The organism is Streptomyces sp. NBC_01716 (assembly GCF_036248275.1).
Taxonomy (GTDB): domain Bacteria; phylum Actinomycetota; class Actinomycetes; order Streptomycetales; family Streptomycetaceae; genus Streptomyces.
In genome coordinates, this window is the sequence record NZ_CP109181.1 from 5,045,685 (window position 1) to 5,069,985 (window position 24,301).

The window sequence follows — 24,301 nt, forward strand, 5'->3', positions numbered from 1 at the left end:
CGGCCCGGCCGCAAAGTCTGGTGCCGCGCCCACCGTGCCTGGGCCGACGCCCCACCCCACGGCCAGCAGGCCCGGGGCCGGGCCCGAAACCGGCGGCGGCGCGAAGCCCTACCCGACGGCCTCCAACGCCGAAACGAGCGGCGCCGCAAAGCCCGCTGCCGAGCGGGAAACCGGCGGCGCGAAGGCCACCGCCGCGCCCGCCGGGCCGGCGTCCGCCAGGCCCGGCGGCCAGCCGGACCCCAGCAGCGCCGCAAAGCCCGGAGCCGGGCGGGAAGGTGGCGACGGCTCGAAGCCCGCAGTCGCGCCCGCCGGGCCGGCGTCCGCCAGGCCCGACAGCCAGTCGGACGCAGGCGGCGGCTCGAAGCCCGCAGCTGCTCAGCCGGACGCCGGCACCGCCGTAAAGCCCGCAGCCGTGTCTGCCAAGACCGACGCCCAGTCGGACCCCGGCACCGACCACGAGCCCGGGGTCGATCGGAAGACCGCCGTCTTCAGAGCCGTCAAGCGGCCCGAGGTCGATCAGCCCACCGCCATGCTCAAGCTTCCGCCGCAGGCGCCGGGCGAGCTTCCCTCCGAGCGCGGCAGCACATTCGTGCCCCTTCGGGGCGAAGACCAGCGGACGCCGGGTGCGCAGGCCGTCGCCGAGGCCGAGCGGACGCGGCAGCAGCCCATGCCGCCCTTGCCGCCGCTCGATCTGCTCGCCGAGCTCACCAACAAGCCCGCGCCGCCCGAGACCCCCGCCCGTACCGTCGTCCGGCGGGTCAAGATCTGGACGCCGTTGCTGGTGCTCGTGCTGATCATCTTTGCGGTCGTACAGGCCGTGCGTCCGCTCCCCGCGCCCACGTTGAACCTGACCGCCAAGTCCACGTACACCTTCGAGGGCGACAAGCCCTCGCTCCCGTGGCCCGGCGAGGGGCAGGGCTACATGGCCGCGACCGGGCTCGGCACCGTCGGGTCGTTCGGGGAGCAGAAGGCCGTGCCCATCGGCAGCGTCGCCAAGGCGATGACCGCGTACGTCGTCCTCAAGGACAAGCCCCTGAAGCGGGGCGACGAGGGCCCGTCGATCGAGGTCGACGCCAAGGCCGAGGAGGACGGCGGGCTCGACGCGCAGGGCGAGTCGACCCTCAACACCGTCAAGGAGGGCGACACCCTCACCCAGCACGACGCGCTCGCCGCCATCATGATCCCGTCCGCGAACAACATCGCGCGCCTGCTGGCCCGTTGGGACGCGAACGGCTCCGAGGAGGCGTTCGTCAAGAAGATGAACGACACCGCCGAAGAGCTAGGCATGAAGAACACCACGTACACCGACCCGTCCGGGCTGGACGCGACGACGGTGAGTTCCGCCGAGGACCAGGTGAAGCTCGGGCAGAAGCTCGTCGAGATCCCCGCCCTGATGGACATCACCAAGCTGCCCGAGTGGACGGACCCGTCGGGCAAGAGCTGGCGGAACTACAACACCCTCGTCCCGTACGACGGCGCCCTCGGCATCAAGACCGGCTCTACCACCAAGGCCGGCGGCAATCTCCTCTTCGCCGCGCACAAGATGGTCGGCGACACCGACCAGTTGATCGTCGGAGCCGTCCTCGGTCAGCACGAGGCGCCCATCATCGACACCGTCAACGCCGTGAGCAAGGACGTCATGCTCGCGACGCAGGACGAGCTGGAGGGCGCGACGATAGTGAAGAAGGGCGCCGTCGTCGGCGAGGTCGACAACGGCATGGGCACGACGACCCCGGTAGTCGCCACCGAGGACGTGAAGGCCGTCGGCTGGTCCGGCCTCACCGTCAAGCTCGAACTGACCGACGGCGGCGAGACCCTGCCGCACTCGGCAGCCGCCGGAACCCACGTCGGCACCCTCACGGTGGGCGAGGGCAGGAGCCAGGTCGAGGTGGCCGTCGCCCTTCAGAGCGACGTTTCCGAGCCGACGTTCACCGACAAGCTGACGCGGGTGAGCTGACCCGGTCGGCCGATTCCGGCCACGACCGCACGGGAGGGCGCCTGTTCGGGCGCCCTCCCCCCGGCCGGACGCGTGTTAGCGTCCGTGAAAGGGAAGCCAGGCAACTCGGGACGCGGGGACGGCGTCCTTATACCTCCAGGGCCGGACAGATCCCGGAGGGCCGGCACACCGGGCTGACGGTGAGACGGGGAGAGTCGCAGTGACCACCGCTGAGCCGACGCGCGCCGACGGCAACTCCGCCACGCCCGAGGGGGCGGAGGGGGAGCGGACAGAGACCTCAGGCCAGGCCGCACCCGACCCCGCACCCGCCAAAGACCTCCGCAGCCGCCTGCTCCGCCACCCCGTCCTGCTCACCGGCACCGTCGCCGGAATCGTCCACCTTCTCTGGTTCTTCTTCCTCGCCAACAGCGGCGGCGACATCGCCGCGCAGGACGCCTGGGCCGAGTTCGTCGGCCGCCACCCGGACTCCGCGTACAACCTCGCCTGGTACGGCGGGATGCACCCCGTGTCGTACAGCGTCGTCTCGCCCTACCTGATGTCGCTGTTCGGCGTCCGTACGACAATGATGATCGTCGGCACGGTGTCGGCCGCCCTCACCTCGCTGATCCTCTACCGCGTCAAGGCCGTCCGGAATCCGCTCGCCTGCTCCTTCGCCGGCGTCTTCGCCTTTCTCTGCAACGCGCTCTCCGGCCGCGTGACCTTCGGTCTCGGCACGATGTTCGCGCTCGGCGCCGTCGCCGCCGTCTTCTGCTGGCCCCACCGCTGGCGCTACAAGCGCTGGGCCAAGGCCGTGGTCGCCGCGCCGCTCGCCGGTCTCGCCACGGCGGCGAGCCCGGTGGCCGGGCTCTTCCTCGGCGTGGTCGCCGCCGCGCTCTTCCTCAACAAGCGGCGTCCGGGGGCGTACGCGGTCGGCCTCGCCCCGGTCGCGGTCGTCGCGCTCTCCGCCTGGCTGTTCCCGTTCTCCGGCACCCAGCCGATGTCGCTCGGGACCGCGTCGCTGCCCTTCGTCTTCTCCGTCGCCACCTTCTTCCTGGTGCCGCGCGACTGGCACACGGTCCGCACCGCAGCCGCCGTCTACGGCATCGGAACGCTGCTGACCTGGGCGATCGACTCGCAGATCGGCTCCAACGTGTCGCGGCTAGCGATGATCGTCGGCGGTGTGGTGCTGCTGGCCGCGCTGCCGTACACGGCGCCGCGCACACGCAAGTGGTTCGCGCTCCTGCTCGCCTTCGCCGCGGTCAACTTCTGGGTCGGCTTCAAGGGCGTCGACGACATCATCCGTACCGCGCCCACCGCGTCCTGGGCCCGGGAACTGGCGCCGCTGGTGAACGAGTTGCAGGAGGTCGGCGCCGAGCGCGGCCGGGTGGAGGTCGTCCCGGCCAGCAGCCACCGCGAGGCCTCCGCGCTCGCGCCGTACGTCAACCTGGCCCGCGGCTGGAACCGCCAGGCCGACATGGAGCGCAACCCGCTCTTCTACGACGACAGCCTCACCGACGACAACTACCGTGCCTGGCTCGACCGCTGGGCCGTCCGTTACGTGGTGCTGCCCAAGGGCCGTCCCGACAACGGCGCGGACCAGGAGGCGGAGCTCGTACAGCGGGGCCTGCCCTATCTCAACCACCTGTGGGGCGACGCCAACTGGCAGCTCTACGAGGTCCAGGACCCGATGCCGCTGGCCGACCCGCCCGCGGACGTGCGGCGGGCGTCGCCCGACGAGCTGACGATAGAGGTCAAGTCCGCCGGGCGGGTGCTGATCCGTATCCCGTACTCGCGCTGGCTCGCCGTCGTGGACGAGAAGGGCGAGAGCCTGGACCGGCCGGAGGAGACGGCGGCGTCCAAGGCGGACGAGGACGGTCCGAAGAAGTACACCAACCCCAACGGCTGTCTGTTCCGGGCCGAGAAGAACACCGACGGCGACGAGTGGACGGAGCTGCTGGCCCCGCGCCCTGGGACGTACCGCATCGCGGCGCCGTACCAGCTCCGTCCGGGCACGCCCTGCCCGGAGGAGCTGCGCGACGAGGGCTGACGGCCGCTCCCGCCCGGCCCCGCGCCCCCGGTCCGTCAGAGGCGCTTCGCGCTGCGCATCGTCTTCGCGTAGTAGCCGTTGCCGTCGAGGCGTGACGTGCCGCCCGTGTCGCCGATCGTCGGCCCGTTGACCTCCTCGCGGCTGGAGACGAACATCTGGTGCCCGTCGGTGTCCACACCCATGTAGATGCCGACATGGTCCAGCCGCTCCTTGGTCCGCGCGTCGAGCTTGAAGAAGACCAGGTCGCCCGGCTGGAGCACGCTGATCGACTTCGGCCGCTCGTACGGCGCGTTCCCCGTCAGCTTGATGATGTCCGTACCGGTCCCCGAGCGCGCCATGCCGTTCGCCGTACGCGGCAGTCCGTCACCGGTCTTGTCGTCGGCCATCAGCGGGAAGCGGCCCCGGTAGCCGAAGACCGTCCGGATGAAGCCCGAGCAGTCGATGGAGCGGTAGCGGATCTGCTCCGGCTGGATGGTGGTGCCGTCGCGGAAGGTGTACGGAATGCCCAGGTAGTCGTAGAAGTCCGACTGCTCCAGCCGGTAGTCCGCGCCCAGGCTGCCCTCGGGGTTGATCGGGCCGAAGTCCGCGTCACCCGCGTAGGGGGTGCCCTCGCCGTCCTCCTTGACCGGGGCGCCCTGGACGTACTGGAAGGCGTACGCGAACAGGTCGTCCTCCTCGCTGCCGTAGAACTCCTCGAACCAGTCCTTGAACCACTGCTCCTTCTCGGCGTCCTTCTTCCACGGCTCGGGCATCAGCCGCACCCAGTTCTCGGTCACCACGCGGGACTTGGTGCTCGTGGGCTCGGAGAACGTACGGCTCGGCCCGGTCAGGGTCGCGGTGCGCGCCCCGTCGGTGAAGGTGGCGAGCACGGCCCCCTTGCCGGAGCGGAGCACCGAGCGCTCCGGGTTCTTCAGCCGCTCCCACTTCTGCTCACCGTTGCGCGCGTCCCCGGCCGACGTCAGGTCCGGGGTGTCCGTGATCGCCTGGACGGCGGGGGCCTTCGCCTGCTCGTCCTTGCGCAGTTCGACGGTGAGATACGCGCTGCCGGCGAGCAGCGCGATGACGGTGGCGGCGTGCAGGAAACGGCGGGTACCGCGTTTGTTGGCCTTGGCACTCATGAGAGGTCAGCTCCGGAGGGTCCAGGTATCTCGGGCACGTGGGCGGTCCTGGGGGGTGTCATTCCAGGGCCGCTCATGTGGTGGGCAGGGCGCCGAGCAGGATGCCGGCGGTGAGGACGACGTACGCCATGAGCGTGACCGTGCCGGTCGCGAGGATGGTCGCGCCCTTGGGCTGGCGGACGAGCTGGTACGCGATGAGGCCCGGCACGATGAAGCCGAGCGTCTGGTTCGCGTACAGCAGGGGGAACTCCAGCGACAGCACGATCATCACGGTCGCCTGGAGGAGCACACCGATGAGGACGACGGCGGAGAAGAGCCGCTTTCCGTAGAGGATCACGAAGCGCTGGACGAGGAGTGTGGTCACGTACGTCAGCACGGTCACACCGACGACCATGGCGGCGCGCTGGAGGTCCTCGACGAGGGTCAGCGCGAGCCAGCCCGGCGTGATCATGCCGCCGGGGGAGAGATTGGTCGTCAGGTAGCAGATCAGGGAGAACATCAGGCCCAGGCCGATGCCTATGGCGGCGATCTCGGGCGTGAGGACTGCGGGGATCAACGGGGTTCTCCAGGATTCTGCGGGGTCTGCGGCGGCTGCGGACCGTGGCCGTACGGGGGCTGCTGGGGCTGCCGACCGGGGTCGGGCTCACGGTCGTCCGCCGCGTCGGCCGGCAGCCGTACCGGCTCGAAGGGGCCGCGGGGACGGGCCGGCCGCTGGTAGCGCTGTTCGTAGGCCTCGGGGTAGGGCTGGAACGGGTCGATGTGGGGTGAGTAGCGGGGGAGCGCCAACGTGTCTTCGTGGCGCGGGTGCTGAGCTCCCGCGACTGGTGCGGGCGCGGGCGCGGCGGGAGCGGGCGGCTGCTGACCGGTCAGGCGGGCCACCAGCTCGGTGGCCGGCTCGGCCGACCGCGGGGGGGCCTGCGTGGGTACGACCACCGGCAGCGCGGCCGTCGCGGCGGGGTCACCGGCCGGGTCCGCCACCGAAGCCGATGAAGGTACGGGGGCGGGGGCGGGCGCGGACGCCGCGGCAGGGACGGAGCCCTGCCCCGGAACCGGGTCCGGGTCCGGCGTCTCGTCCGCCGGCAGCTCCGCCAGGTGCTCAAGCAGCAGCTCGCCCTGCCCGTGGATGTTGCCGATCGCGACCAGCGACGAGTCCGGCCCGAGCCGCTCCAGCAGCTCCCGCATGAACTCCTCCGGGTCGCGCTTGTCACCGCCCAGGTCCACCGCGCGCGAGCGCCACTCCGCCGGGATCGCGTCGATCGCGCTCTTCGCCGGGTGCCCGATCACGAACACCTGGTCCGGCTGGAGATCGGGGACGATCTCGCCCATCTGGCCGTTGCGCTCGACGCGGTCCGGGCGGCAGTTGATGACGACGTTCAGCGGGCGCGCGATCGCGCCCAGGTCGAGCAGCTGGTTGATGTTCATCAGCGTCGACTCGGGGTCGTTCGCCGCGAAGACGTTCGCGAACCGCAGCCGCTTCCCGTCCGGCGTGAGATACCGCTCGACCGACAGGACACCCGGGTCCGGCGGGGCGTCGTACATGCCCTGGAGCGCCGTCTCGCGCTCCACGCCCATCAGTTCGGCGACCTTCAGCGCGATCGACACGTTCTCCTTGAACGTGAACCAGCTGAAGCCGCGCAGCTCCTCGTCGCTGACCGTCTCCGGATCGGCGTAGATCAGCCGGCAATTCCGCGCGTCCGCCTCCTCCTTGAGGATGTCGAAGCGCTCCTTCTCCGCCGTCACACAGATGCCGTCCTCCGGCATCGAGCGCGACAGCGAGCGCGCCACGTCGTCCAGCGTCGGGCCCATCTCGGCGAGATGGTCCTCACGGACGTTGCACAGCACGCCGATCGTGGAGCGGATCAGCTTCGACTGGTTGATCTCCTGGAGGGCCGGCATGACGGCCATGCACTCGATGACCAGCGCGTCCGGGTTGTACGCCGCGGCGCGCCGTACGATCCCGATCTGCTCCACCACGTTCGCGATGCCGAACTTCCGGTAGACCGGCTCCTCGGTCGCGTCCGGGTGGATGAAACGGGCCGCGGTGCCGGTGGTCTTGGCGACCGTGATCAGGTCGCCGCCGCGCAGCGCGCCCGCGCAGAGGCGGGTGATGGAGGACTTGCCGCGGATGCCGTTGACCAGCACCCGGGTGGGGATGCGGTTGAGGTTGGTGAAGTGGCGGCGCTGCTCCACGACGCCGGCGACCAGCAGGATCGCGCCGCACACCAGCAGCACGGTGTAGAGGAAGAGCACGGTCGGTCAGTTCCTTCCGGCGGGTGCCTGCGCGGGGGCGGCGGCGGGGGCCGTCGCCCCCGCGCTGTCCCGCTTGCGTTGTTCGAGCACCTGCTGGCGCAGCAGTTCCAGGGAGCGGGCGATGGCGCCGACCTCGTCGTGGTGGCGCGGGTAGAGCACGGTGCGGCGGTCGCCGCCCGCGAGCGATTCGGCCTGCTTGGCCACCTCGCGCAGCGGCCGTACGACGATGATGTGCAGCCAGCCCAGACACGCGGCCGCGGCGGTGATGCCGAGGAGGCCCGCGAGCACGGTGCGGTTCTGGAGGCTGTACTCGGGGATCGCGAGGCCCGCGGCCGGCTGCCAGCTCACCACGCTCCAGTTGAGCGAACTGGCGGCGCCGCCGCCGACGAACGGGGCCGCGCCGGCCACCTGCACGCCGCCGCCGTCGCGGTAGACGACGGCGCCCGCGCGGGCGCTGACGCCGGTCTTCTGGCTGGTGCCCGCGACGAGTTCCGTCAGGCGTGCCGACGGCAGGTCCTCGAAGGCGAGATAGCCCGAATTGCCGCCCAGGACGCGCCTTTCGGCGTCAACGACACGGATCTCGCCGAGGCCGGGCCGCTTGAGGAGCGAGTTGATGAAGTCGATGCGGAACTCGCCGACGACCGAACTGCCGTCACGGCCGGGCAGTTCGGCGTAGCTCGCGATGATCGGTTCGGTGCCGGAGTCGTTGAGGACGGTGATCGGGTCGGCGAACGGCCTGCCGTCGGCGGCGGCGTCCTTCGCCCCGTCCTTGCTTCCTTCCCCGTCCCCGTTCTTGCCCGCGCCCTCGCTCTCGTCCTTCGGGTTGTCGGGCAGCCGGGGGGACTCGCCGGACCGCGCCACGATGGTGCCGTCGGCGTCGCGTACGTACAGCGAGCGATAGCGCGAGTGGTCGGTACGCGTGCGCTCCAGGACCTTCGTCATGTCCTCGGGCGAGGTGCGCTCGCCGAGCAGACCGGCGACGGACAGCAGGTCGGCGTGGCCCTCGTTGAGCGAACGGCGGACGCGGTCGGAGAGGGTGTCGGTGCGCTCGCGCTGGTCGTTGGTGATCTGTTCCGGTACGACGGCGGTGGCATCGGCCCGGTTGAGCAGGAGCAGCATCGGGGCGGACCAGACGAGCAGCAGGATGCCGCAGACCGCGAGCAGGGCGCGGGCGCCGAACCGGCCCCGGCGGGACCGTGCGGCGGAGCCGCCGGACGTACCGTCCGCGGTCTCGTCCGCCGCGGAGCGCTCCCCGAGCAGCTGGCGGCGCAGCCGCTCCAGCGCGTCGCCGATCCGCGCGGCCTCGCCGAAGCGGGGCGCGTGGACGGGCCGGGTCAGATCGCCGCGGGTCAGGCGCCGGCTCTCCAGGAAGAGCCGCAGCAGCGGCCGTTGGACCGTACCGAGCAGGACGCCCACGGCGAGCGCGCCGATCAGCAGCAGCGCGCCGGCGGCGAGCAGCCCGAACAGCGGGTCGGTCACCCGCGTCGGATCCTCGGCGACGTCCACCATGGCGACGACCGTCAGTCCGAGCGAGGTGGCGACCGTGCCCTTGCCGGGCTCCGGGCCGGTGAGGGCCGCGTAACCGGCGATGGCGCGGTCGCCCTCGAAGAGGTCGCCGCGCAGGCTGCCGCTGACTCCCGTGTAGCCGCCCTGGCCGGGCTCGTTGGCCTTGAGGGGGTGCTCCTTGGCCCGCTTGGCCGCGACCTCGGCGAACGCCTTGAGCTGCTTCTCGGAGCGTGCGACGCCGGTGCGCTCGTCCTCGGTGAGGACCTGCTCGCTCTCCGGGATGCCGTCGCTGCTGAGGATGCGCCCGGTGCTGTCGATGACCGCGATGGAGCGGAACTTGCCGAGGCTGATCCCGGGGAAGCGCAGGCTGCTGGAGGCGATGAGCAGTTGCTGGGGCTGTCCCTTCCAGGACAGCACCTGGAGGGAGAGCAGCCGGGTCTCGCCGTTGGCCAGGCGCACCATACGGGGGCTGAGCCCGTCCTCCTCGGAGAGCTTGGAGGTGTCGATCGCGGCCACGGGCACGTTCTCGCCGCGGGCCGCGAGCATCCGGCCGGAGGATATCTCCACGACGGCGGTGCCGACCCACTTCTGGTAGACGCTGCCGATCTTGTCGACCACGGCGTCCGGCTGGGCGGGGTCACCCGCGTTGAACAGTCCGGCGGTTCTGGCCAGGTCCGCCGCGCTCTCGTCGATGGAGGCACGCATCGCGACGGCGCCGTCCTCGGCGAAGTGCGCCTGTGAGGTCATGACGGCCTTCGGGACGGAGTCCTCGCTCGCGCGGCCGAAGCCGAGGGCCGTGATTCCCGCGAGGGAGAGCAGGAGCGCGGACAGGACCGCGATGGGCGGGCGAATGCCGCCCAATAGGGACATGTCGGCCCGTCTGCGGACCTTGTGCCGTCGCTTCGCGGGCGAAGCGGCCATGAGCGTTCCCTTTCGGATGTTCGTGATCGGCGGGTGCTGTGCGTGCGTGCGGGCGCGCGGGGATCAGCCCTAGGCCCTGTCCGGCGGATCTTCGCGGAGATCCGCCCGACAGGACCTAGCCGCAAGAGTCCGACTCGCAAGCCTTGGGGATGGTTGCACAAAGAGTGACTAGTGTGACCTACGCGACGTTTGGACCGGGGGATTCCGCCTACGCGCGCGTAGACGTGCTCCAGCGGTTCGGATGCTGGGCCCTGAGCGTGTCCGGGGGCTTACGTACCGAGGGGCACCCGCTCAATTCTCGATGGCGGACAGGGCCTGTCCGGCGGTGTTGTCGGCACCCCCGGCTCAGTCCGGCAGCTCGTTCAACGGCCGCAGACCGTCCTTCGCCGCGCCCCGGTTGAGCATCGTGCCCCGGGTGCGCTCGAAGGCGAGCCGGTACTGAGCCCGTTGCTCGGCCGACAGACCCTTGTCGTCGCGCAGCACCCCCGCGATGTCCAGCAGCCGGTGGTCCTTCGCCGCGCCCTTCACGGGGTCGGGCGACTGGTCGACGACCACGCCGTCCGTGCCCGCGTCCGCCTCGCCCTCCTCCTCCGGCGGGATCGTGACGAAGGTCGGCGCGTACCGCGCCTGCACGTCCCACCCGCCGCCGGACTTCTTGCGGAACTCGAACCAGCCGATCGCGCCTTCCTCGGTCAGCCCGGACGGTACGTCGTGCCGTGCGACCTGGTTCCCGAGGCCGTACGCGATCCACGTACCGTCCACCTTCTCCATCGGCTGCACCACATGCGCGTGGTGGCCGACGATCAGGTCGATCCCGGTCTCCTTCGCGATCCGCCGGCCCAGTTCGAGCTGCGTGGAATGAGGGTCGGGGTGGTGCTCCCGCCCCCAGTGGATGCTCAGGATCACCACATCGGCCCCCGCCTTGCGCGCGGCCTTCTCGGCGGCGGCGATCGCGTCGAGCGAGTTCTTGTTGCTGAGCCAGGGCTTGTCCGCCGGCACCTTGCGGCCGTTGAACCCGAGGGCGAACGAAATCTGCGCCACGCGCACGCCCTTGACGTCCATGATCAGCGGCTTCGCCGCCTCGGCGGCGCTGCGCGCGGAACCGGTGTGCTTCACCCCGGCCGCGTCCAGCGCGTCCAGGGTGCGTTTCACACCGGCGGGGCCGTCGTCCAGCGTGTGGTTGGAGGCGGTCGAGCAGGTGTCGTATCCGGTGTCCTTGATCGCCTTGGTGATCTGCGGCGGCACGAGGAAGTCGGGGAAGCCGCGGAAGGGGCCCTTCGGTCCGGCGACCACCGGCTCGAAGTGGCAGATGGCCAGATCGGCCTTGCTGATGACGGGCTTCACCCCGGCCATGATCTTGTGGAAGTCGGGGTCGGGAACGTCCGCGCCGACCTTCTTGCCGACCGGCTCGGGGACCTCGGTGACACCGGCGTCCCGGTACGCCTGCTGCGTCAGCTGCGGGTGGATCAGGATGTCGCCGGCCGCGGCGACGGTGAACGCGGGATCGCCCTTCGGCCCCGCGGCGTCGCTTTCGCCGCCGACGAGGGAGCAGCCGGCCGCCGTCGTCGCGAGGAGCGCGAAAGCCAGCGCGACGGTGCTCCTGGGCAGGCGGTCGCGTATGACGGACATGTTTCTTTGTGGTGTCACGCTGATATTTTCACTCGACAATGAGCCCTGTTCCGACCAAAAAGATAACGGTAGCGACAAACCTGCCGCGTACCGCCGTACTTCTGGCGCTCCTGGTGGCAGCGGTCGCGGTGGTCGTCCCGGCTCTCGACAGCGCCCTCACCGACGCGCCGTCCCCCGGCCCCGGCCCCGCCGAAGGCCCCTCGTCGGGGCTGGAGCGCCGGCTCTCCGCGTACGCCACGGAGGTCGTCGCGGACTCCCGCTTCCGGCCCCCGGACCGCGCCGAACGCGAGGCTCTCGCCGAGGGCGTGGCCCTGTATGTGGGCGGTGAGCACGCGAAGGCCGAGCGCAGGCTGGCCGATGCGGACTTCGGCGTACGGATCGTGCGGGACACCCCGCGCGAAGGGGACGGCCCCGGCCGCCGGTACGCGGAGATCGCAGACCGGGGCGACGAGTCGCGGCGCGGCTGGGGACGGGTCTACATCGACCTGGACACCGCGCCGCGCTACAGCGTGCAGGTCCCGCACCCGGTCGCCGACGCGTACACCGACCGCCTCGGCGCGGGCGTACTGCGCGGCGCCCCCGGCGGCATCCTGGTCATCGCGGGCGCCCACCGCCGGGCGGGCGAGGGCGACGCGGCCGATGTCGCCCACCGCAGGGACACGGTCTTCCACGCGATCGCCGCCGAACTCGTGGACCGGTCCATCCCCGGCATCCAGGTCCACGGCTACGCCGACAGCACCCTCCCCGGCCGCGATCTCGTCATCTCCACGGGCGCGGGCGACCACGCGCGCCCCCAGGCCCGCACGCTCGCGGGCGCGTTGGACGACTCCGGGTTCCGCGTCTGCCGAGCCTGGGAGGAGAAGTGCCCGCTCGAAGGCCGTAACAACAAACAGGGCAGACTCGCCGCCGACGAGGGGGTGCCCTTCCTGCACGTCGAGGTGAACCGGACGGTACGGGGCGACGCGGCGCGCACGGACCGCGCGGTCGCGGCGATGGCGGCGGCGGTGCGGGAGTGGGGCGGCGGAAATTGACCTGCGGCGCCGTGCCGATCCGTACAGAGTGACCGGATGACTTCTCGCGTACGACACCTGACGATCGACAGCACCGACGCCTACCGCCTGGGCACCTTCTGGGCGGAGGTACTCGGCACGACGGTCGCCCCCGACGACAACCCCGGCGACGACGAGGTCCTGGTGGCCGCGGACGGCATCACGCTGCTGTTCGTGACGGTCCCGGAACCCAAGCCGACGAAGAACCGCCTCCACGTGGACCTCGAACCCCAGGACCGAACCCGCGAGGAGGAAATCACCCGCCTCCTGACCCTGGGCGCCACCCTGCTCTCCGACCACCGCCGCCCGGACGGCCTGGGCTGGGCGACGCTGGCGGACATCGAGGGCAACGAGTTCTGCGTGGAACGCAGCAGGGCGGAACGGTCGTCGAGCACGCCGGCGGTCGCGGCGGAGGCGCCGTAGGCCCGCCGTGCCTGAACACCGCGCGACCGTCGGCCCGTTGACGGTGGCAAGTTCAGGCAAGTTCCTGGCCTCCGGAGCGGACGCACGGCAACATCAGCCGTACAGAACGTCACCGGCGGTGGAGGTGGGCTGCATGGCCCTGCGCAAACTCGGCAAGGATCCCGAGAGCCCCAACGGGGGCTCTCCCACGGTGTATCTGGACGACACCACGGACAGCTACCTTGTCCAGGGCCTGAGGGTTCTGGACAGGGAGCGCCTGACGCAGATGGACATCCCTGAACACGAGACGGTGGTGGAGATTCCCAGGCGCATGGTGCAGTTCTTCCTGGAGGTGAAGAGTGGGAAAGCTACCGACCTTTGACGAGCTGTTCCAGAACTGCCGGAGTTCGGCGGTGCATCTGGAGATGCGCGATGGCTACATGAAGTCGGACCCCGCCTTCATCGACTGGCGCGCCGGGCAGCGTATCGACGCGGCCGAGCGCTGGCCGGACTGGTACGAGCTGGTGCGCAAAGCGACCGCTCGCGGGGTGGAGGTACGCCGGGCCCGTATCGTTTCGGAACCCGTCAGCGAATACATCCGCTTCGAGCACGAGGTGACGGAAGGACTGAACATCGCGGCCGGAGAGAAGGTCCGTTGGCTCTCCCGTCGTCACGCGACGGGCATCGCTCTTCCCGGCAATGACTTCTGGCTGTTCGATGAGAGTCTCGTTCTCATCAACCACTTCGACGGGGATGGTGACTCCCTTGAGCACGATGTGACGACCGACCCCGAAGTGGCAAAGCTCTGCGCCTCAGCTTTCGAGACCGTGTGGGAACTGGGAACGGAACACGGGGAATACCGGCCGAGCTGACCACCATCCGAACCGCACGGACATCTCAGGTCATGCGATCCTCACGGCATCCACCGTCGCCGCCATCCTCGTCAAGCGTCAAGGAGGCCACAAAGGCTCTGGGGTTACGTCTTCGGGAGATCCGGAAGAACGCCGGACTCACCTCTCGCGCGTTGGCCGGGAGAGCCGGCTGGCACGAATCGAAGTGCTCCCGCTTCGAGAGCGGGAGCCGACGTCCTTCCGAGACCGACCTGCGCGTCTGGGCACTTCACTGCGGAGTCCCGCAGCTCGCCGAAGAATTGGTGACAACCGCGCGCGGTATCGAAGGCATGTATGTCGAGTGGCGTCGTATGGAGCAGACCGGGCTCAAACGTGCCCAGGAATCCGTACTTCCCCTCTGGGAACGAACTCGGCGGTTTCGTATCTACTCGTCCTGGCTCATCCCGGGCCCCGTGCAGACAGCGCCGTACATCGAGGCGCTGCTGAATGCCATCCGCGATCGTCGGGGGCTTGTCGACGATGTGGAGGAGGCTGTCCGGGTACGCGTGGATAAGCAGCGCATTCTTCATGAGGGTGACCATCGCTTCGCCCTTGTTCTGGAGGAGAGTGTCCTCCGCCACCGCATCGGCGGCCCGGAGGTCATGACGGGCCAGCTAAGACACCTTCTCGCGGCTGCGTCCCTTCCCTCGGTGAGCCTCGGCATCATCCCCATGACCGCTGATCGCACCAGCCTCTGGCCGGTCGAGGGATTTTTCCTTTTCGACGAGGCAGAGGTAAATGTCGAGTTGGTATCGGCGCATCTCAGTGTGAAACATTCCCATGAGATCGACATGTACGTTCAGATGTTCTCGGATCTGTCGGAACTCGCCGTTCGCGGCCCAGCGGCAAGAGAATTGATCAGTGCGGCCATTGAATCTCTCCGGTGATTGCAGGCAAGTTCCGGCAAAGTCATTGATGACCCATTCCCCCGCCTTTAGCGTCGGACTCCGCCAATCTGTTGGAGGAGCACATGCGTACCGCCACCAAGAGCACAGTCGAACTTGACGAGTTGGGCAAGTTCTTCACCGTCACCGCACGTCGGCTCGAAGCCGGCCACACCGCACCGGAGATGTTCTCCACGGCGATCGACGCCGTGTGGCACGAATTGGCCGACGCACCCCAGGCTCACGCCGCGTTCACCACCGAGCACGCCGGTCGAGAGCTCACCCATGTCGAGACGGCGGGACGCGGACCCATCGCCTGGGTGACCGCGTACGAGGAGATGTACGGCCCACTGCCGGAGATCTGGTTCACCCACGCGGACGGCACGATCAACGAGCGGTCCCTGGCCTTCTACCGGAAGACCGGCACGGTAGTGGCCGAGTGGGACTGCTCACCCACGCCCAGCGACGGCGACATGGCGCCGAAAGCGGCCACACGGTGATCACCGCACCGACCGACGGAGCGTCCCGGCCCACCGCCGGGGCGCTCCGCCTCGTTGAGCCCCGGTCGGGGAATCCCGCGAGCGTGGACGTGTCCGGTTACGTCGAGGCGATGTACGGGCACTGCCCGTTCCTCGAAGCGTCCATCGCCCGGGGCATGACGGGCTGGACGGTGTACGAGATCGCGACGGGAGCCGAACGGTGCGCGGTCGAAGCGGAGTTGTTCCACGCCGCGGTGCACGCCGCTGAGCGGGTACGTCTGTCGGCGAGGCGGAATGGCGCGCTCGGCTGCGAGAACATCGTCCTTCTGGCCGGTGCGTCGAACACCGACCACCGGAAACTCATGGCATGGCCCCACTGGGCGCTGAAGCACCTGTACGGCCCGGTGGGGATCATGTTCGGGAAGTTCGCCCAAGGCGTCCAGGGGCGGGACAGGTTCGGTCGGCTCATCCCGGCGGCCCCGTTCTCGTTCCTCCCCGTTCGGGCCTCGGTGTGACGGCTCGACCCGGAGTTCCTGAAGGACACCCCCGAGCTCTCGATGGCACTGGCCACCGCGGAGGACGACGGCCGCGATGTGTTCGAGAGAATCCCCTGCGACTGGAAGACGGCACGAGAATGGGCGAGTTCGCTCCCTGCCCCGCGGAAGCGCTGAGGGCCGCCGAGGCCGTCTGTGGCCGCCCTGTCGAGTTGACGGAGATCACGGACCGGCGCGGCTCCGCCGTGTGGAGGGCAACGGGTGCCGTCGCCACCATGGCCGTCAAGTACGGCTACGGAGAAGGCGAGGGGACCACCGCGCGGGAAGCCGCGGTCCTGGACCAGCTCTCCGGCTACACCGTCGTGGCGGGGCGAGCCGCCGGGGGCTTCTGGTACGTCACGCCCTGGCTGGAGGGGCCGTCGACCTGGAAGGTCTTCGCGCCGGTCCGCGACGGCAGGGACACCCAGGACCGGCGGGGCGACCGCGCTCCGGTCCTCGCGGGCGCTGTCGAACTGTGCCGCGCTGTCGCCGGACTCCACGCCGCAGGATGGGTCCACGGTGACCTCCAGCCCTCCCACGGCATCCACACGGGTACCGGCGTCGGACTCATCGACTTCGCGTGGTCGTGGCACGAAGGTACGGGTACGGCCCGCTGGCGGGCGTTCTACGGCGGCATCACGCACCTCGTCGCACCGGAGTTGGCCGCGTGGATCACCGACGGGCCGCAACCCGTAGTGCCATCCGCGCGGTCCGACGTCTATGCCCTCGCCGGAGTGCTCTGGACCTGTGCGACCGGCAGGTGGCCGCTGGACTACACCGCGGCCGGCATCCAGCCGGACGTAGGACCGGCCGAGCGGCGGGCGGCCATCGCTGTCGGCAACATCCCGCTGGATTCCGCCACCCCGTGGCCGGAGTTCCAGGACGTGCTGCGCCCCGTCCTGCTGTCCGGCCCCGACGACCGGCCCACAGCGGTCGAACTCGGCAACGCGCTGGCGTCACTGACGTGATGGAGCTGAGGGAGCTGACATCGGACGACGCGCCGGAAGTCCAGAGAATCTACAGTGGCCGGTCGTTGCGATTCCTGGGCCGTGGCCCGATGGGCGCCGATGAGGCAGCGGCGTACGTCGCCGCGGCGACGGCCCGGCCCCGTCTCCGGTTCATCCTCGGCATCAACGCCGAGGGGGACTTGGTCGGCATCATCAAGCTGAACGTGACCAACGGCGAGGGTCGCCTGAGCTACATCCTGCGCCACGACTCCTGGGGACGGGGCTTCGCCACCGGTGCCGTGACCGAACTGCTGGCGCTCGCCTTCGGCGCACTGTCCCTGTCCACCGTGCGCGCCAAGCACCAGGTGGAGAACGGAGCCTCCGGAAGAGTCCTGGTGAAAGCGGGCTTTACGTACACAGGAACGGCGGACGGCTTCTCGCAGTATGTCGCGAAGCGCACACAGCCTGGTGACCAGTGGCCTCTCAATGTTCCGGTTGGTTCACGGCGTTGTCCCGGCCGGGTCCTGGACTCACCGTTGCCGGGGCGGCGGCGTTAACGTACCTGGTCGCAGGACCGTGCGCCTTTGCGGGCGCGGTCTGCTCATGCTCATACGACTTCACGGGGGTACGGCGATATGTTCACGGGGTACAGCACAGCGGGCGCCAGGTCCTCCCGGCGGCGGATACTTCGGCTGGCCGGGGGCGGTCTCATTGTGACAGCCCTGGGGGCCGGGACGGCCGGCTGCCGCGAGGACGTGGTTGACGAAGAGGGCGCCGGGGGCTCCGGGGGCGCCGAGACGTCCGAGGGCGCCACCCCCCAGGACGGGCAGGCGCCCAAGCCGCTGTGGACGAAGCCGATTTCGGCCCAGACGTACGGGGACAACGACGAACTCGTCGCCGTGAACGGCGTGGTGGTGGCGACCGGTGAGCCGCTGGCCGCCCTCGACGGGGCGACCGGCAAGCCGAAGTGGTCGCTGGAGGGCGGCGCGGTCCCCGGTGCGCCGCTGCTGCTCGGCAACGGCACCCTGTACTTGGCCAGTGGCCAGTACGACGGCACCGTCGGCGGGTACGACCCGGCTTCGGGCAAGGAGACCTGGCGCAGCCACCTGGGCAAGGAGTACCGGCAGCCCAGGCCGATCGCGGTGGACGAGAAGCAGGTGTACGTCATCGCCGAGATCCTTGAGGCAGACGGCTCCTCCTACACCAACGTGATCGCCGCGTTGGACAGCGCCACCGGCAGGGTGGTGTGGAAGGAGCAGCGCGATGTCGGTACCGAGCAGAGCGGTGTGCACGCCGTCGTACAGGGACGTCACCTCGTCTACACGGACTTCAAGAAGAACCTCACAGTTCGCGACACGGCCACCGGCAAGCAGGTGTGGACGCAGAAGACGACGAAGACGAGCTTCAGCTCCTTCGCCGTCCACCAGGATCTGGTGATCGTCCCCCAGGGCCAGAAGCTCCAGGCGTTCAACCTGTCCGACGGCGTCGAGAAGTGGTCCTTGCAGACCGAGAAGTTCGACACGTTCAAGGAGCCGACCGTCCTGGAGGACGTACTCCACATCGCGGACAGCGGCAGGACGCTCTGGTCCATCGAGCCGCAGACCGGAAAGAAGATCTGGCAGTCCAAGGCCCTCGCGGAGGCGAACGCCCAGGTACCCCGGCAGTTCGTCAAGGTGGGCGGCACGCTCTACGGAGCCACCGACCTCGACAAGCAGGGCGGCATTCACGCCTTCGACGCGAAGACCGGTGCCCTGCGCTGGACGTTCAACGACAAGTCCGGCGACTACCACGCGTGGATCGTGGCCACCGACGGCAAGCACGTCTTCGCCCTGCACGGCAAGCAGTTGCACGCGCTTCCCGTGTAGCGGGTACGGCTTCCGAAACATCTGTGGGCTGCCTCCGGGAGGGAGGCAGCCCACAAGACGGATGCTAGATGTCCCCGCCGACAAGGCCGTTGACGAAGGCGGTCCATGCGTTGCCGGTGAGGATGAAGGCGGGCCCGTGGGGATTCTTGGAGTCGCGTACGGCCATGGCGCGGCCGGGTAGTTGTGCGCCTTCGACGCAGTTGCCGCCGTGGTCGTTGCTGTAGCTCGACTTGAACCAGTCGGCGCCGGCCAGCGTGTCAGCCGTGGTCGTCATCGGAATCAAAGCTCCTTCATTGCCTTCTTGATCAGGCTCAGGGACTCCTGCGGCCCGAGAGCGATGGCTTGCAGTTCGCTGAACGCTTCCTCGTGCAGCTCCACGTCCGACTGGCGCCTGCTCACCCACGAGTCAGCCAGGTTCTCGAAGTAGATGATCGGCTTGAGAGCGTCCCGGTCGTGAAACTGGAGCGTTGCGAAGGCCCCGTTCATCCCCGGATGGGCACCCGCCTTGAAGGGCACCACCTGGACCCTGACGTTGGGCAGCGCGGCCACGTCAACAATATGCGCGAGTTGCGCGCGCATGACCTCCGGGCCTCCCACCTGCTGGTGTAGCACGGCCTCGCTCATGATCGCCGCGAATTTCAGCGGCGCCTCGCGGCGCAGCGCCTCTTGCCGTGTCATCCGCACGGCCACCATGCGGGCGATCTCCTCCTCACTGAGACCTTGGTGTGCGTTCTGATGCGTCTCGCGCACGTACGCCTCGGTCTGGAGCAGGCCGGGGACGAACTCGGACTCATAGTTGTGCAGCGCTACCGCCGTGGCCTCCAGACCCAAGAACGCCCTGAAACCAGGGGAGATGACCGGCCGGTACTCCGTCGACTGCCACCAGTCCCGCTTCCGCTTGGTGACGGCCGCGTACCCCTTCAGCAACTCCGTTGTCTCCTCGTCCGCCCCGAAGATCTGGCAGAGCGCCATGACGTCGACCGGCTCCACGACCGAGTTCTCTCCCGTCTCCAGTCGGGTGAGCTTCGACGGGCTCCAGTAGAGCTTCTTGACCACCTGAGTCGACGTCAGCCCGGCCTTCTGCCGGAGGTGGCGAAGTTCGTTGCCCAGGTGCAAGCGGCACAGGGCCGGGGTTGCCGACTCGATGTCCGTGATCATCTGCCGTCCTCTCGGAGCGTTTTCCAGTGTGTCGACGTTGCTTCCGCATCCGCAAGGAACTTTCCGCGTCCGAGCGGGAGCGACCGTCTCTCCGCGTGAACACCCCCTGCCCGGCGGGTGATTCACGGACAATTCCGCACGCAGAATTCGGCTGCGGAGTCCCCAACGTGATGGATCTGATGCGAGGCTATACGCGTAGCTCACGCATCGCAGTCGATTCAACTCATTGCGTGAGCGTGGAGATTCGACGACAAGGACTCCCGATGCCCCCCATGACGCGTAGCGCAACTCCCGCCCCACCCACCGCAGTCGACATACGGGACGCCGTCCGCCTGAGCGTCTCGTTCCGCCCCCACACCCGCCGCGTTGCGCATCTGCGCCGCATCGCCGGGACGCTTCTGCGGGAGGGCGACATCCGGGAGGACGCCGTCGAGACCGTGCTGCTTCTCGTCAGTGAGATCGTCACCAACGCCGTGGTGCACGGGGGCGGGCGCCGCGTCCGGTTCTCGATTTCGTACGGCCCCAGCGGTGACGTCCTGATCGAGGCGGACGACGGCGCACCCGCGCGGATCGCGGTCCGTAACCCCGCGACCGACGACGAGACCGGCCGGGGACTGCTGCTCGTCGCCGCGCTCGCGCGCGCCTGGGGGCGGCGCGGTACGAGGACCTGGTGCACCGTCGACACGCGGGAGCTGCCCGCCTCATGACGTACAACCGCCCTCACGCCATCGACTTCGCCACCATCTCCCGCACGGTCACCGACGCCCTCACCTTCCGGCTTCCGCTGCCCGAGCGAGCCTGGGTGGACATGACCACGCACACGCTGCGCGGCCATCTCCAGCTTCTACTGGGGGAGTTCGGCGGGGACACGGACGCCCCACCAGTGCTCGCCCTCCACAGGGACGCCTACCGCCTCCTGGCCCTCTGTGAGACCTTCGACGCGACCACCCCGCCCCTGCACGCGTACGAGCTGATGCGCGCTCTGGCCGAGACCACCCGGTCGTTCGCCGACCTCCACGAAGCCGCGAGGGAAGCCAACCGGTGAGCACAGCCCAGGCCCAGGCCCTTTACGTCATCGCAGTCGCCGCCGTCGGCGGCTCGATCGTCGTGGCGCTCTGGCGCGGCCGCTGACCGCGCCCAGCGGCGCCCGCCTCTCGCAATCCGCACGCCGGGCAGCCGCCATCTGACGCAAGCTGAATCTTCAACCGGCCCCATCGGAGGGGAGGCGGAAGCAGGACCGGACTCCCTAGCGTGGTTCGCGTGGCGGATCGGGCCCACCGTCCGCATCAGGAAGGGAGACCGTCATGGGCGGACAGCACGGCGGAGGCGGCTCAGACGACCAGGACCCGGCGCCCCCGGGTGTGGCCTGCGCGGCTGTCAGTGTGCGCCGCCGCTGCCTCGGTGAGCGAGTACGACTTCTCGACCGGGATGTGGAGCCTCCCCCGGGAGATGAGGTCGACGGCCTCGGCGAGTGCGTCCGGCACGCTCCCGGCCACGCCGGAGAACCGGACGCCCAGCTGCGGCGCACCGAGGTCGGCGATGGAGACGACCTTGCGGGGGTCCCCGGTCAGCTCGACGAGTTCGCGGATCACGCCCGAGCCGGCCAGGTCGAGGGCCGCGTCGACCCGGCCCAGGTGCCGCACCCGTTCGACCCAGCCCTCGTTGTAGGTCGCGGCGAGGGCGCCCAGGCCGCGCAGGTAGTCCTGGTTCGCGGCCCCGGCCGTGCCGATCACCGTGATGCCGCGCGCGCGGGCGATCTGCAGCACCGCCGACCCGACGCCGCCGGACGCGCCGCTGACCAGCAGTGTCTGCCCGGGCCGCACGCCGACCTCGCGGATGATGCGCAGCGCGGCCTCCACCACCGACGGGTACCCGGCCGCCTCCTCGAAGGCCAGTCCCTCGGGCATCCGGGCCCAGGCCGACAGCACGGCGAATTCGGCGTACGTGTCGGTGCCTTCCCCGAACACGCGGTCGCCGACCTCGGCCCCCTCGACGCCCTCGCCGACCTCATCCACCACCCCGGCGGCGTCCAGCCCGACCCCGGCGGGCAGCTCGACCGGATGGGCTCCCAGGACCTGGCCCTCCCGGATCCTCCAGTCGACGGGGTTGACACCCGCCGCCCGTACGGCGATGCGTATCCGACCGGGGCCCGCATGGGGCTCCTCGGCTTCCACCAGTTGCAGGACTTCGGGACCGCCGAACTCGGCGAAGCTGATTTTCCTCATGAGGGCGAAGATAACCCTAACGGTTAGGGTTTCGCAACGGTTATGGATTCATACCTGGTAGTGTCACGCCATGATCGAGCCGTCCGGACGCCGCGAACGCAAGAAGGCCGCGACCCGTCAGAAGATCGCCGACACCGCGCTGCGCCTCTTCCTGGAGCGCGGGTACGAGGCCGTGGGCATCCGTGACGTGGCGGCCGAGGCCGACGTGGCCGTCACCACCCTCTTCGCCCACTTCGCCTCGAAAGAGGCCCTGGTGTTCGAACGCGACCAGGACTTCGAGCACCGCCTCACGCGAGCGGTAACCGACCGGCCTCCGCACGAGCCGCTCATCCCGGCCCTGCACCGCGAGGTCCAGGCTCTGGTGCGGCACTGCACGGCGGAGGGCAGTGCCCCCGTCCGACGCATGATCGAGGGATCACCCGCCCTGCGGGAATACGAGGAGTCGATGAGCCTGCGTCACGCGCAGGCGCTGGCGGCGGCGCTGGCCTCCGATCCCCACCTGTCCCGGAGTGCGACTGCCTGCCGGGCGACCGCGCGGTTCGCCATCGACGCTTACGCGCTGGCCTGCCGGGCGGACGATCCCGGGGCCACGGTGGACGAGGTCTTCCGAATGATCAAGGCGGCCTGGGAAGCCACCGCGCCCTGAGTCGGGGACGCCGGCGCGCTGCGGTCGGCGCCGGGGCACGACACGTGCGGGGTTGCCCTGGGCGGCGGCCCGTACCGGACCTGTTCGCCCGATCACGTGACTACCGCCGACCTGGGGCGTCGGCTCGGGCATCGGGTGGACAGCACCCAGTTCGAGCTCGTGCTGGAGAAGATCCTCGTCCCACGTCCCGAGCCGACCGACCCCGAAACACGCCCTAGGCCAACAGCAACGGACCGTGCCACGACCACCCGCGCAGGCACGCCATCCGGCACACGATCCCGGAGAAGACCGACAGTCGGGCCGCCCGCCTGCGGGAGGGCTCCCCCGCGGCGGGCGGCCCGCGGCAGCCCTCGTCATCCGGCTCCACACATGATCGGCCGGACAGTTCCTACAGTAGGGCGTGCTGTGAAAGTCCCGTCTGGCTCACGGCGTCTGGACGCCAGCTCTCCCCCGTAGCCCTTCGGGCACGGGAGGTGCCCCCTGCGTTGTCGGAGTCGCTCAAGTACGTCCAGTACGAGAGCGATCCTCCGCCTTGCGATCGCACGCACCAAACGCCGTGAGCCCCGCCCTGAGGGCGGACGACGCTACTTTCACAACACGCCCTAGTTGCCTCCGTTGTTGAGCCAGGCGCGGGTGGCGCCGTTCGTGGGGTCGACGACGAGGTAGTCGTCGAGGCCGTCACCGTCGAGGTCGGCGAGGTGGACTTCCACCGGGAAGCTCATCGCGACGCCGTAGGCGATCTTCCTCTTCGCGGACCACCGGTTGTCGAAGCCGCCGAGGTTCATCCAGCCGTAGAGGGCGTTGTTGTCGCCGGGGTCGCGCAACACGTAGTCGGCGCGCTTGTCGCAGTTCATGTTGGCGAACACGGTCTTCTGCGTGACCGCCGCCGACTGCGGCTGGGCGAGCAGGCCCTGTGCGGCCCAGCCGCCACCGCCGGGGGCGATACCGGTCTCCGTCATCGACAGTTCCCCGTCGAAGTCGGCCCAGTCGGCGCTGCCGCCCACCGTGCCGTCCGTCTCGCTGAATTCCTGGAAGTCCTCGCGGAAGGTGTCGCTGAGGAGTGGGTTACGGTTCTGCGTCTCGTCGAGGGCCAGGCGCATCCGGTCCCGGTCGTAGCCGGGCGCGTCCAGCTTCAGGGTGACGGAATCGTCCTCGACCACCAGGGAGAAGTCCCCGAACTCGCCAATCTGCTCAGTGCTGATCGGCTCGGCGGGCTGTGCTCCCTCCACCGCCGCGGCCGTGGGTATCAGGCCCAGCAACAGGGCCACCATGACGGACATGATCAAGGCCGCACGGCCAGTCGTTCTTCGCGTATTCACGCATACCTCCGGATTCGGGGAGTTGATCATCCCCGGTCCCGGACAAGGACGACATGAATACTCGCGGGTGATCATGACGACGTGTTCCCGTACGGTCCGCCGCTCACCGTGCCCGAACGGGATCGCAGAGTGCTCAAACCGTGCCCGAGGCATGCCCGAATAGCCCGCAAACGTCTCTTGGCGCGTTTCATACCGTCGAACGCGATCGTTCGTGGGGCGTGCCGGGGTCGTTTGCGGTTCGGATCGTGGTGGGCGCCGGATCGGCCAAAACGTGAGAAAGGCCGGATTGGCACAGAGTCAGACGGACACGGGGTGTAGTCATCGCAGCAAACGACCCACAAACGACCCCTGTGCGGTGCTGCAACGAGAGCGGGAAATCGTCACTGTGTAGGGGCGCCTGCCGCCGGTAGGGCGAGTTCCGGTTCCGCTGACCGATCTGAGAGCACCCAATCAGTTCTAACCATGTTGACAGTTGACAGATGTCTCATTCGAGAGGG

Annotated in this window: 23 protein-coding genes and 1 pseudogene; 15 read left to right on the plus strand and 9 right to left on the minus strand. The window is 69.5% G+C overall.

What is annotated here, in order from left to right; translation table 11 throughout:
• Positions 1–169: 169 nt before the first annotated feature.
• A pseudogene (locus tag OIE74_RS22235) lies at positions 170–1,957 on the plus strand (hypothetical protein); the annotation flags it as partial.
• Positions 1,958–2,156: 199 nt separating this feature from the next.
• Positions 2,157–3,983, plus strand: coding sequence for an MFS transporter (locus tag OIE74_RS22240; protein ID WP_329386361.1), 1,827 nt, complete (start codon positions 2,157–2,159; stop codon positions 3,981–3,983).
• Positions 3,984–4,018: 35 nt separating this feature from the next.
• Here OIE74_RS22240 and OIE74_RS22245 read toward each other — a convergent pair whose 3' ends face one another.
• From OIE74_RS22245 to OIE74_RS22265, 5 genes are all read right to left on the minus strand, one after another.
• Positions 4,019–5,101, minus strand: a complete 1,083-nt coding sequence (locus tag OIE74_RS22245) for a C40 family peptidase (protein WP_329386363.1) — start codon at positions 5,099–5,101, stop codon at positions 4,019–4,021.
• A gap of 73 nt (positions 5,102–5,174) precedes the next feature.
• The gene (locus tag OIE74_RS22250; RefSeq protein WP_329386365.1) at positions 5,175–5,657 is read right to left on the minus strand and encodes a poly-gamma-glutamate biosynthesis protein PgsC/CapC; all 483 of its coding nucleotides are present in this window, start codon (positions 5,655–5,657) and stop codon (positions 5,175–5,177) included.
• Complete coding sequence (gene pgsB, locus OIE74_RS22255) at positions 5,654–7,351, minus strand: poly-gamma-glutamate synthase PgsB (RefSeq protein WP_329386367.1); 1,698 nt, start codon at positions 7,349–7,351, stop codon at positions 5,654–5,656. Before pgsB ends, OIE74_RS22250 begins: the two co-directional genes overlap by 4 nt.
• Positions 7,352–7,357: 6 nt before the next feature.
• Complete coding sequence (locus OIE74_RS22260; RefSeq protein ID WP_329386369.1) at positions 7,358–9,778, minus strand: HAMP domain-containing protein; 2,421 nt, start codon at positions 9,776–9,778, stop codon at positions 7,358–7,360.
• A gap of 345 nt (positions 9,779–10,123) precedes the next feature.
• Positions 10,124–11,407: a CapA family protein gene (locus OIE74_RS22265; RefSeq protein WP_443076375.1), complete on the minus strand. Its 1,284-nt coding sequence runs from the start codon at positions 11,405–11,407 to the stop codon at positions 10,124–10,126.
• A 38-nt stretch (positions 11,408–11,445) separates the two neighbouring features.
• On the opposite strand from OIE74_RS22265, the gene OIE74_RS22270 reads away from it, so the two are divergent.
• The 10 genes from OIE74_RS22270 (at position 11,446) to OIE74_RS22315 (ending at position 18,456) form a co-directional block, all read left to right on the plus strand.
• Entirely contained in the window at positions 11,446–12,438 is a 993-nt protein-coding gene (locus OIE74_RS22270; protein ID WP_329386373.1) for a hypothetical protein, read from the plus strand.
• A gap of 36 nt (positions 12,439–12,474) precedes the next feature.
• Positions 12,475–12,879 (plus strand): VOC family protein, encoded by a 405-nt coding sequence (locus tag OIE74_RS22275; protein WP_329386375.1) that lies wholly within the window; start codon positions 12,475–12,477, stop codon positions 12,877–12,879.
• Between the two features lie 133 nt (positions 12,880–13,012).
• The gene (locus tag OIE74_RS22280; RefSeq protein WP_329386377.1) at positions 13,013–13,240 is read left to right on the plus strand and encodes a hypothetical protein; all 228 of its coding nucleotides are present in this window, start codon (positions 13,013–13,015) and stop codon (positions 13,238–13,240) included.
• Positions 13,218–13,730, plus strand: coding sequence for a DUF6879 family protein (locus OIE74_RS22285; protein WP_329386379.1), 513 nt, complete (start codon positions 13,218–13,220; stop codon positions 13,728–13,730). The genes OIE74_RS22280 and OIE74_RS22285 overlap by 23 nt, the downstream gene beginning before the upstream one ends.
• A gap of 32 nt (positions 13,731–13,762) precedes the next feature.
• Positions 13,763–14,635 carry a helix-turn-helix domain-containing protein gene (locus OIE74_RS22290; RefSeq protein WP_329386381.1) on the plus strand — a complete coding sequence of 291 codons (873 nt, stop codon included), beginning with the start codon at positions 13,763–13,765 and terminating at the stop codon, positions 14,633–14,635.
• A gap of 83 nt (positions 14,636–14,718) precedes the next feature.
• Positions 14,719–15,132 (plus strand): hypothetical protein, encoded by a 414-nt coding sequence (locus OIE74_RS22295; RefSeq protein ID WP_329386383.1) that lies wholly within the window; start codon positions 14,719–14,721, stop codon positions 15,130–15,132.
• A complete protein-coding gene (locus OIE74_RS22300) occupies positions 15,129–15,626 on the plus strand; it encodes a hypothetical protein (RefSeq protein ID WP_329386385.1) in 498 nt (165 codons plus the stop codon). The genes OIE74_RS22295 and OIE74_RS22300 overlap by 4 nt, the downstream gene beginning before the upstream one ends.
• A gap of 119 nt (positions 15,627–15,745) precedes the next feature.
• A complete protein-coding gene (locus OIE74_RS22305; protein ID WP_329386387.1) occupies positions 15,746–16,612 on the plus strand; it encodes a hypothetical protein in 867 nt (288 codons plus the stop codon).
• Complete coding sequence (locus tag OIE74_RS22310) at positions 16,612–17,148, plus strand: GNAT family N-acetyltransferase (protein WP_329386389.1); 537 nt, start codon at positions 16,612–16,614, stop codon at positions 17,146–17,148. Before OIE74_RS22305 ends, OIE74_RS22310 begins: the two co-directional genes overlap by 1 nt.
• 78 nt (positions 17,149–17,226) lie before the next feature.
• Positions 17,227–18,456, plus strand: a complete 1,230-nt coding sequence (locus OIE74_RS22315) for a PQQ-binding-like beta-propeller repeat protein (protein ID WP_329386391.1) — start codon at positions 17,227–17,229, stop codon at positions 18,454–18,456.
• A 64-nt stretch (positions 18,457–18,520) separates the two neighbouring features.
• Here OIE74_RS22315 and OIE74_RS22320 read toward each other — a convergent pair whose 3' ends face one another.
• Both OIE74_RS22320 and OIE74_RS22325 read right to left on the minus strand, forming a co-directional pair.
• On the minus strand, positions 18,521–18,730 hold the full coding sequence (locus OIE74_RS22320; protein ID WP_329386392.1) for a DUF397 domain-containing protein: 210 nt from the start codon (positions 18,728–18,730) through the stop codon (positions 18,521–18,523).
• 5 nt (positions 18,731–18,735) lie between these two features.
• Positions 18,736–19,614: a helix-turn-helix domain-containing protein gene (locus tag OIE74_RS22325; RefSeq protein WP_329386394.1), complete on the minus strand. Its 879-nt coding sequence runs from the start codon at positions 19,612–19,614 to the stop codon at positions 18,736–18,738.
• Positions 19,615–19,886: 272 nt separating this feature from the next.
• Here OIE74_RS22325 and OIE74_RS22330 point away from each other — a divergent pair, with 272 nt between their 5' ends.
• Together OIE74_RS22330 and OIE74_RS22335 are read left to right on the plus strand one after the other, a co-directional pair.
• A complete protein-coding gene (locus tag OIE74_RS22330; RefSeq protein WP_329386396.1) occupies positions 19,887–20,321 on the plus strand; it encodes an ATP-binding protein in 435 nt (144 codons plus the stop codon).
• The gene (locus OIE74_RS22335; RefSeq protein WP_329386399.1) at positions 20,318–20,659 is read left to right on the plus strand and encodes a DUF6415 family natural product biosynthesis protein; all 342 of its coding nucleotides are present in this window, start codon (positions 20,318–20,320) and stop codon (positions 20,657–20,659) included. Before OIE74_RS22330 ends, OIE74_RS22335 begins: the two co-directional genes overlap by 4 nt.
• Positions 20,660–20,945: 286 nt before the next feature.
• Here the strand turns inward: OIE74_RS22335 and OIE74_RS22340 are convergent, their stop codons facing one another.
• The gene (locus tag OIE74_RS22340) at positions 20,946–21,839 is read right to left on the minus strand and encodes an NADP-dependent oxidoreductase (RefSeq protein ID WP_329386401.1); all 894 of its coding nucleotides are present in this window, start codon (positions 21,837–21,839) and stop codon (positions 20,946–20,948) included.
• A gap of 70 nt (positions 21,840–21,909) precedes the next feature.
• Here OIE74_RS22340 and OIE74_RS22345 point away from each other — a divergent pair, with 70 nt between their 5' ends.
• Positions 21,910–22,485 (plus strand): TetR/AcrR family transcriptional regulator, encoded by a 576-nt coding sequence (locus tag OIE74_RS22345; RefSeq protein WP_329386403.1) that lies wholly within the window; start codon positions 21,910–21,912, stop codon positions 22,483–22,485.
• Positions 22,486–23,087: 602 nt separating this feature from the next.
• On the opposite strand, the gene OIE74_RS22350 is transcribed toward OIE74_RS22345, so the two are convergent.
• On the minus strand, positions 23,088–23,756 hold the full coding sequence (locus OIE74_RS22350) for a hypothetical protein (RefSeq protein ID WP_329386404.1): 669 nt from the start codon (positions 23,754–23,756) through the stop codon (positions 23,088–23,090).
• Positions 23,757–24,301: the final 545 nt, after the last annotated feature.

Bases quoted from the DNA above. Each gene is read 5' to 3' on its own strand.
- OIE74_RS22245 (WP_329386363.1), bottom strand. From the start codon at position 5,101: ATGAGTGCCAAGGCCAACAAACGCGGTACCCGCCGTTTCCTGCACGCC.
- OIE74_RS22260 (WP_329386369.1), bottom strand. From the start codon at position 9,778: ATGGCCGCTTCGCCCGCGAAGCGACGGCACAAGGTCCGCAGACGGGCC.
- OIE74_RS22265 (WP_443076375.1), bottom strand. From the start codon at position 11,407: ATGTCCGTCATACGCGACCGCCTGCCCAGGAGCACCGTCGCGCTGGCT.
- OIE74_RS22270 (WP_329386373.1), top strand. From the start codon at position 11,446: ATGAGCCCTGTTCCGACCAAAAAGATAACGGTAGCGACAAACCTGCCG.
- OIE74_RS22275 (WP_329386375.1), top strand. From the start codon at position 12,475: ATGACTTCTCGCGTACGACACCTGACGATCGACAGCACCGACGCCTAC.
- OIE74_RS22280 (WP_329386377.1), top strand. From the start codon at position 13,013: ATGGCCCTGCGCAAACTCGGCAAGGATCCCGAGAGCCCCAACGGGGGC.
- OIE74_RS22290 (WP_329386381.1), top strand. From the start codon at position 13,763: ATGCGATCCTCACGGCATCCACCGTCGCCGCCATCCTCGTCAAGCGTC.
- OIE74_RS22295 (WP_329386383.1), top strand. From the start codon at position 14,719: ATGCGTACCGCCACCAAGAGCACAGTCGAACTTGACGAGTTGGGCAAG.
- OIE74_RS22305 (WP_329386387.1), top strand. From the start codon at position 15,746: ATGGGCGAGTTCGCTCCCTGCCCCGCGGAAGCGCTGAGGGCCGCCGAG.
- OIE74_RS22310 (WP_329386389.1), top strand. From the start codon at position 16,612: ATGGAGCTGAGGGAGCTGACATCGGACGACGCGCCGGAAGTCCAGAGA.
- OIE74_RS22315 (WP_329386391.1), top strand. From the start codon at position 17,227: ATGTTCACGGGGTACAGCACAGCGGGCGCCAGGTCCTCCCGGCGGCGG.
- OIE74_RS22320 (WP_329386392.1), bottom strand. From the start codon at position 18,730: ATGACGACCACGGCTGACACGCTGGCCGGCGCCGACTGGTTCAAGTCG.
- OIE74_RS22325 (WP_329386394.1), bottom strand. From the start codon at position 19,614: ATGATCACGGACATCGAGTCGGCAACCCCGGCCCTGTGCCGCTTGCAC.
- OIE74_RS22330 (WP_329386396.1), top strand. From the start codon at position 19,887: ATGACGCGTAGCGCAACTCCCGCCCCACCCACCGCAGTCGACATACGG.
- OIE74_RS22335 (WP_329386399.1), top strand. From the start codon at position 20,318: ATGACGTACAACCGCCCTCACGCCATCGACTTCGCCACCATCTCCCGC.
- OIE74_RS22340 (WP_329386401.1), bottom strand. From the start codon at position 21,839: ATGAGGAAAATCAGCTTCGCCGAGTTCGGCGGTCCCGAAGTCCTGCAA.
- OIE74_RS22345 (WP_329386403.1), top strand. From the start codon at position 21,910: ATGATCGAGCCGTCCGGACGCCGCGAACGCAAGAAGGCCGCGACCCGT.
- OIE74_RS22350 (WP_329386404.1), bottom strand. From the start codon at position 23,756: ATGGTGGCCCTGTTGCTGGGCCTGATACCCACGGCCGCGGCGGTGGAG.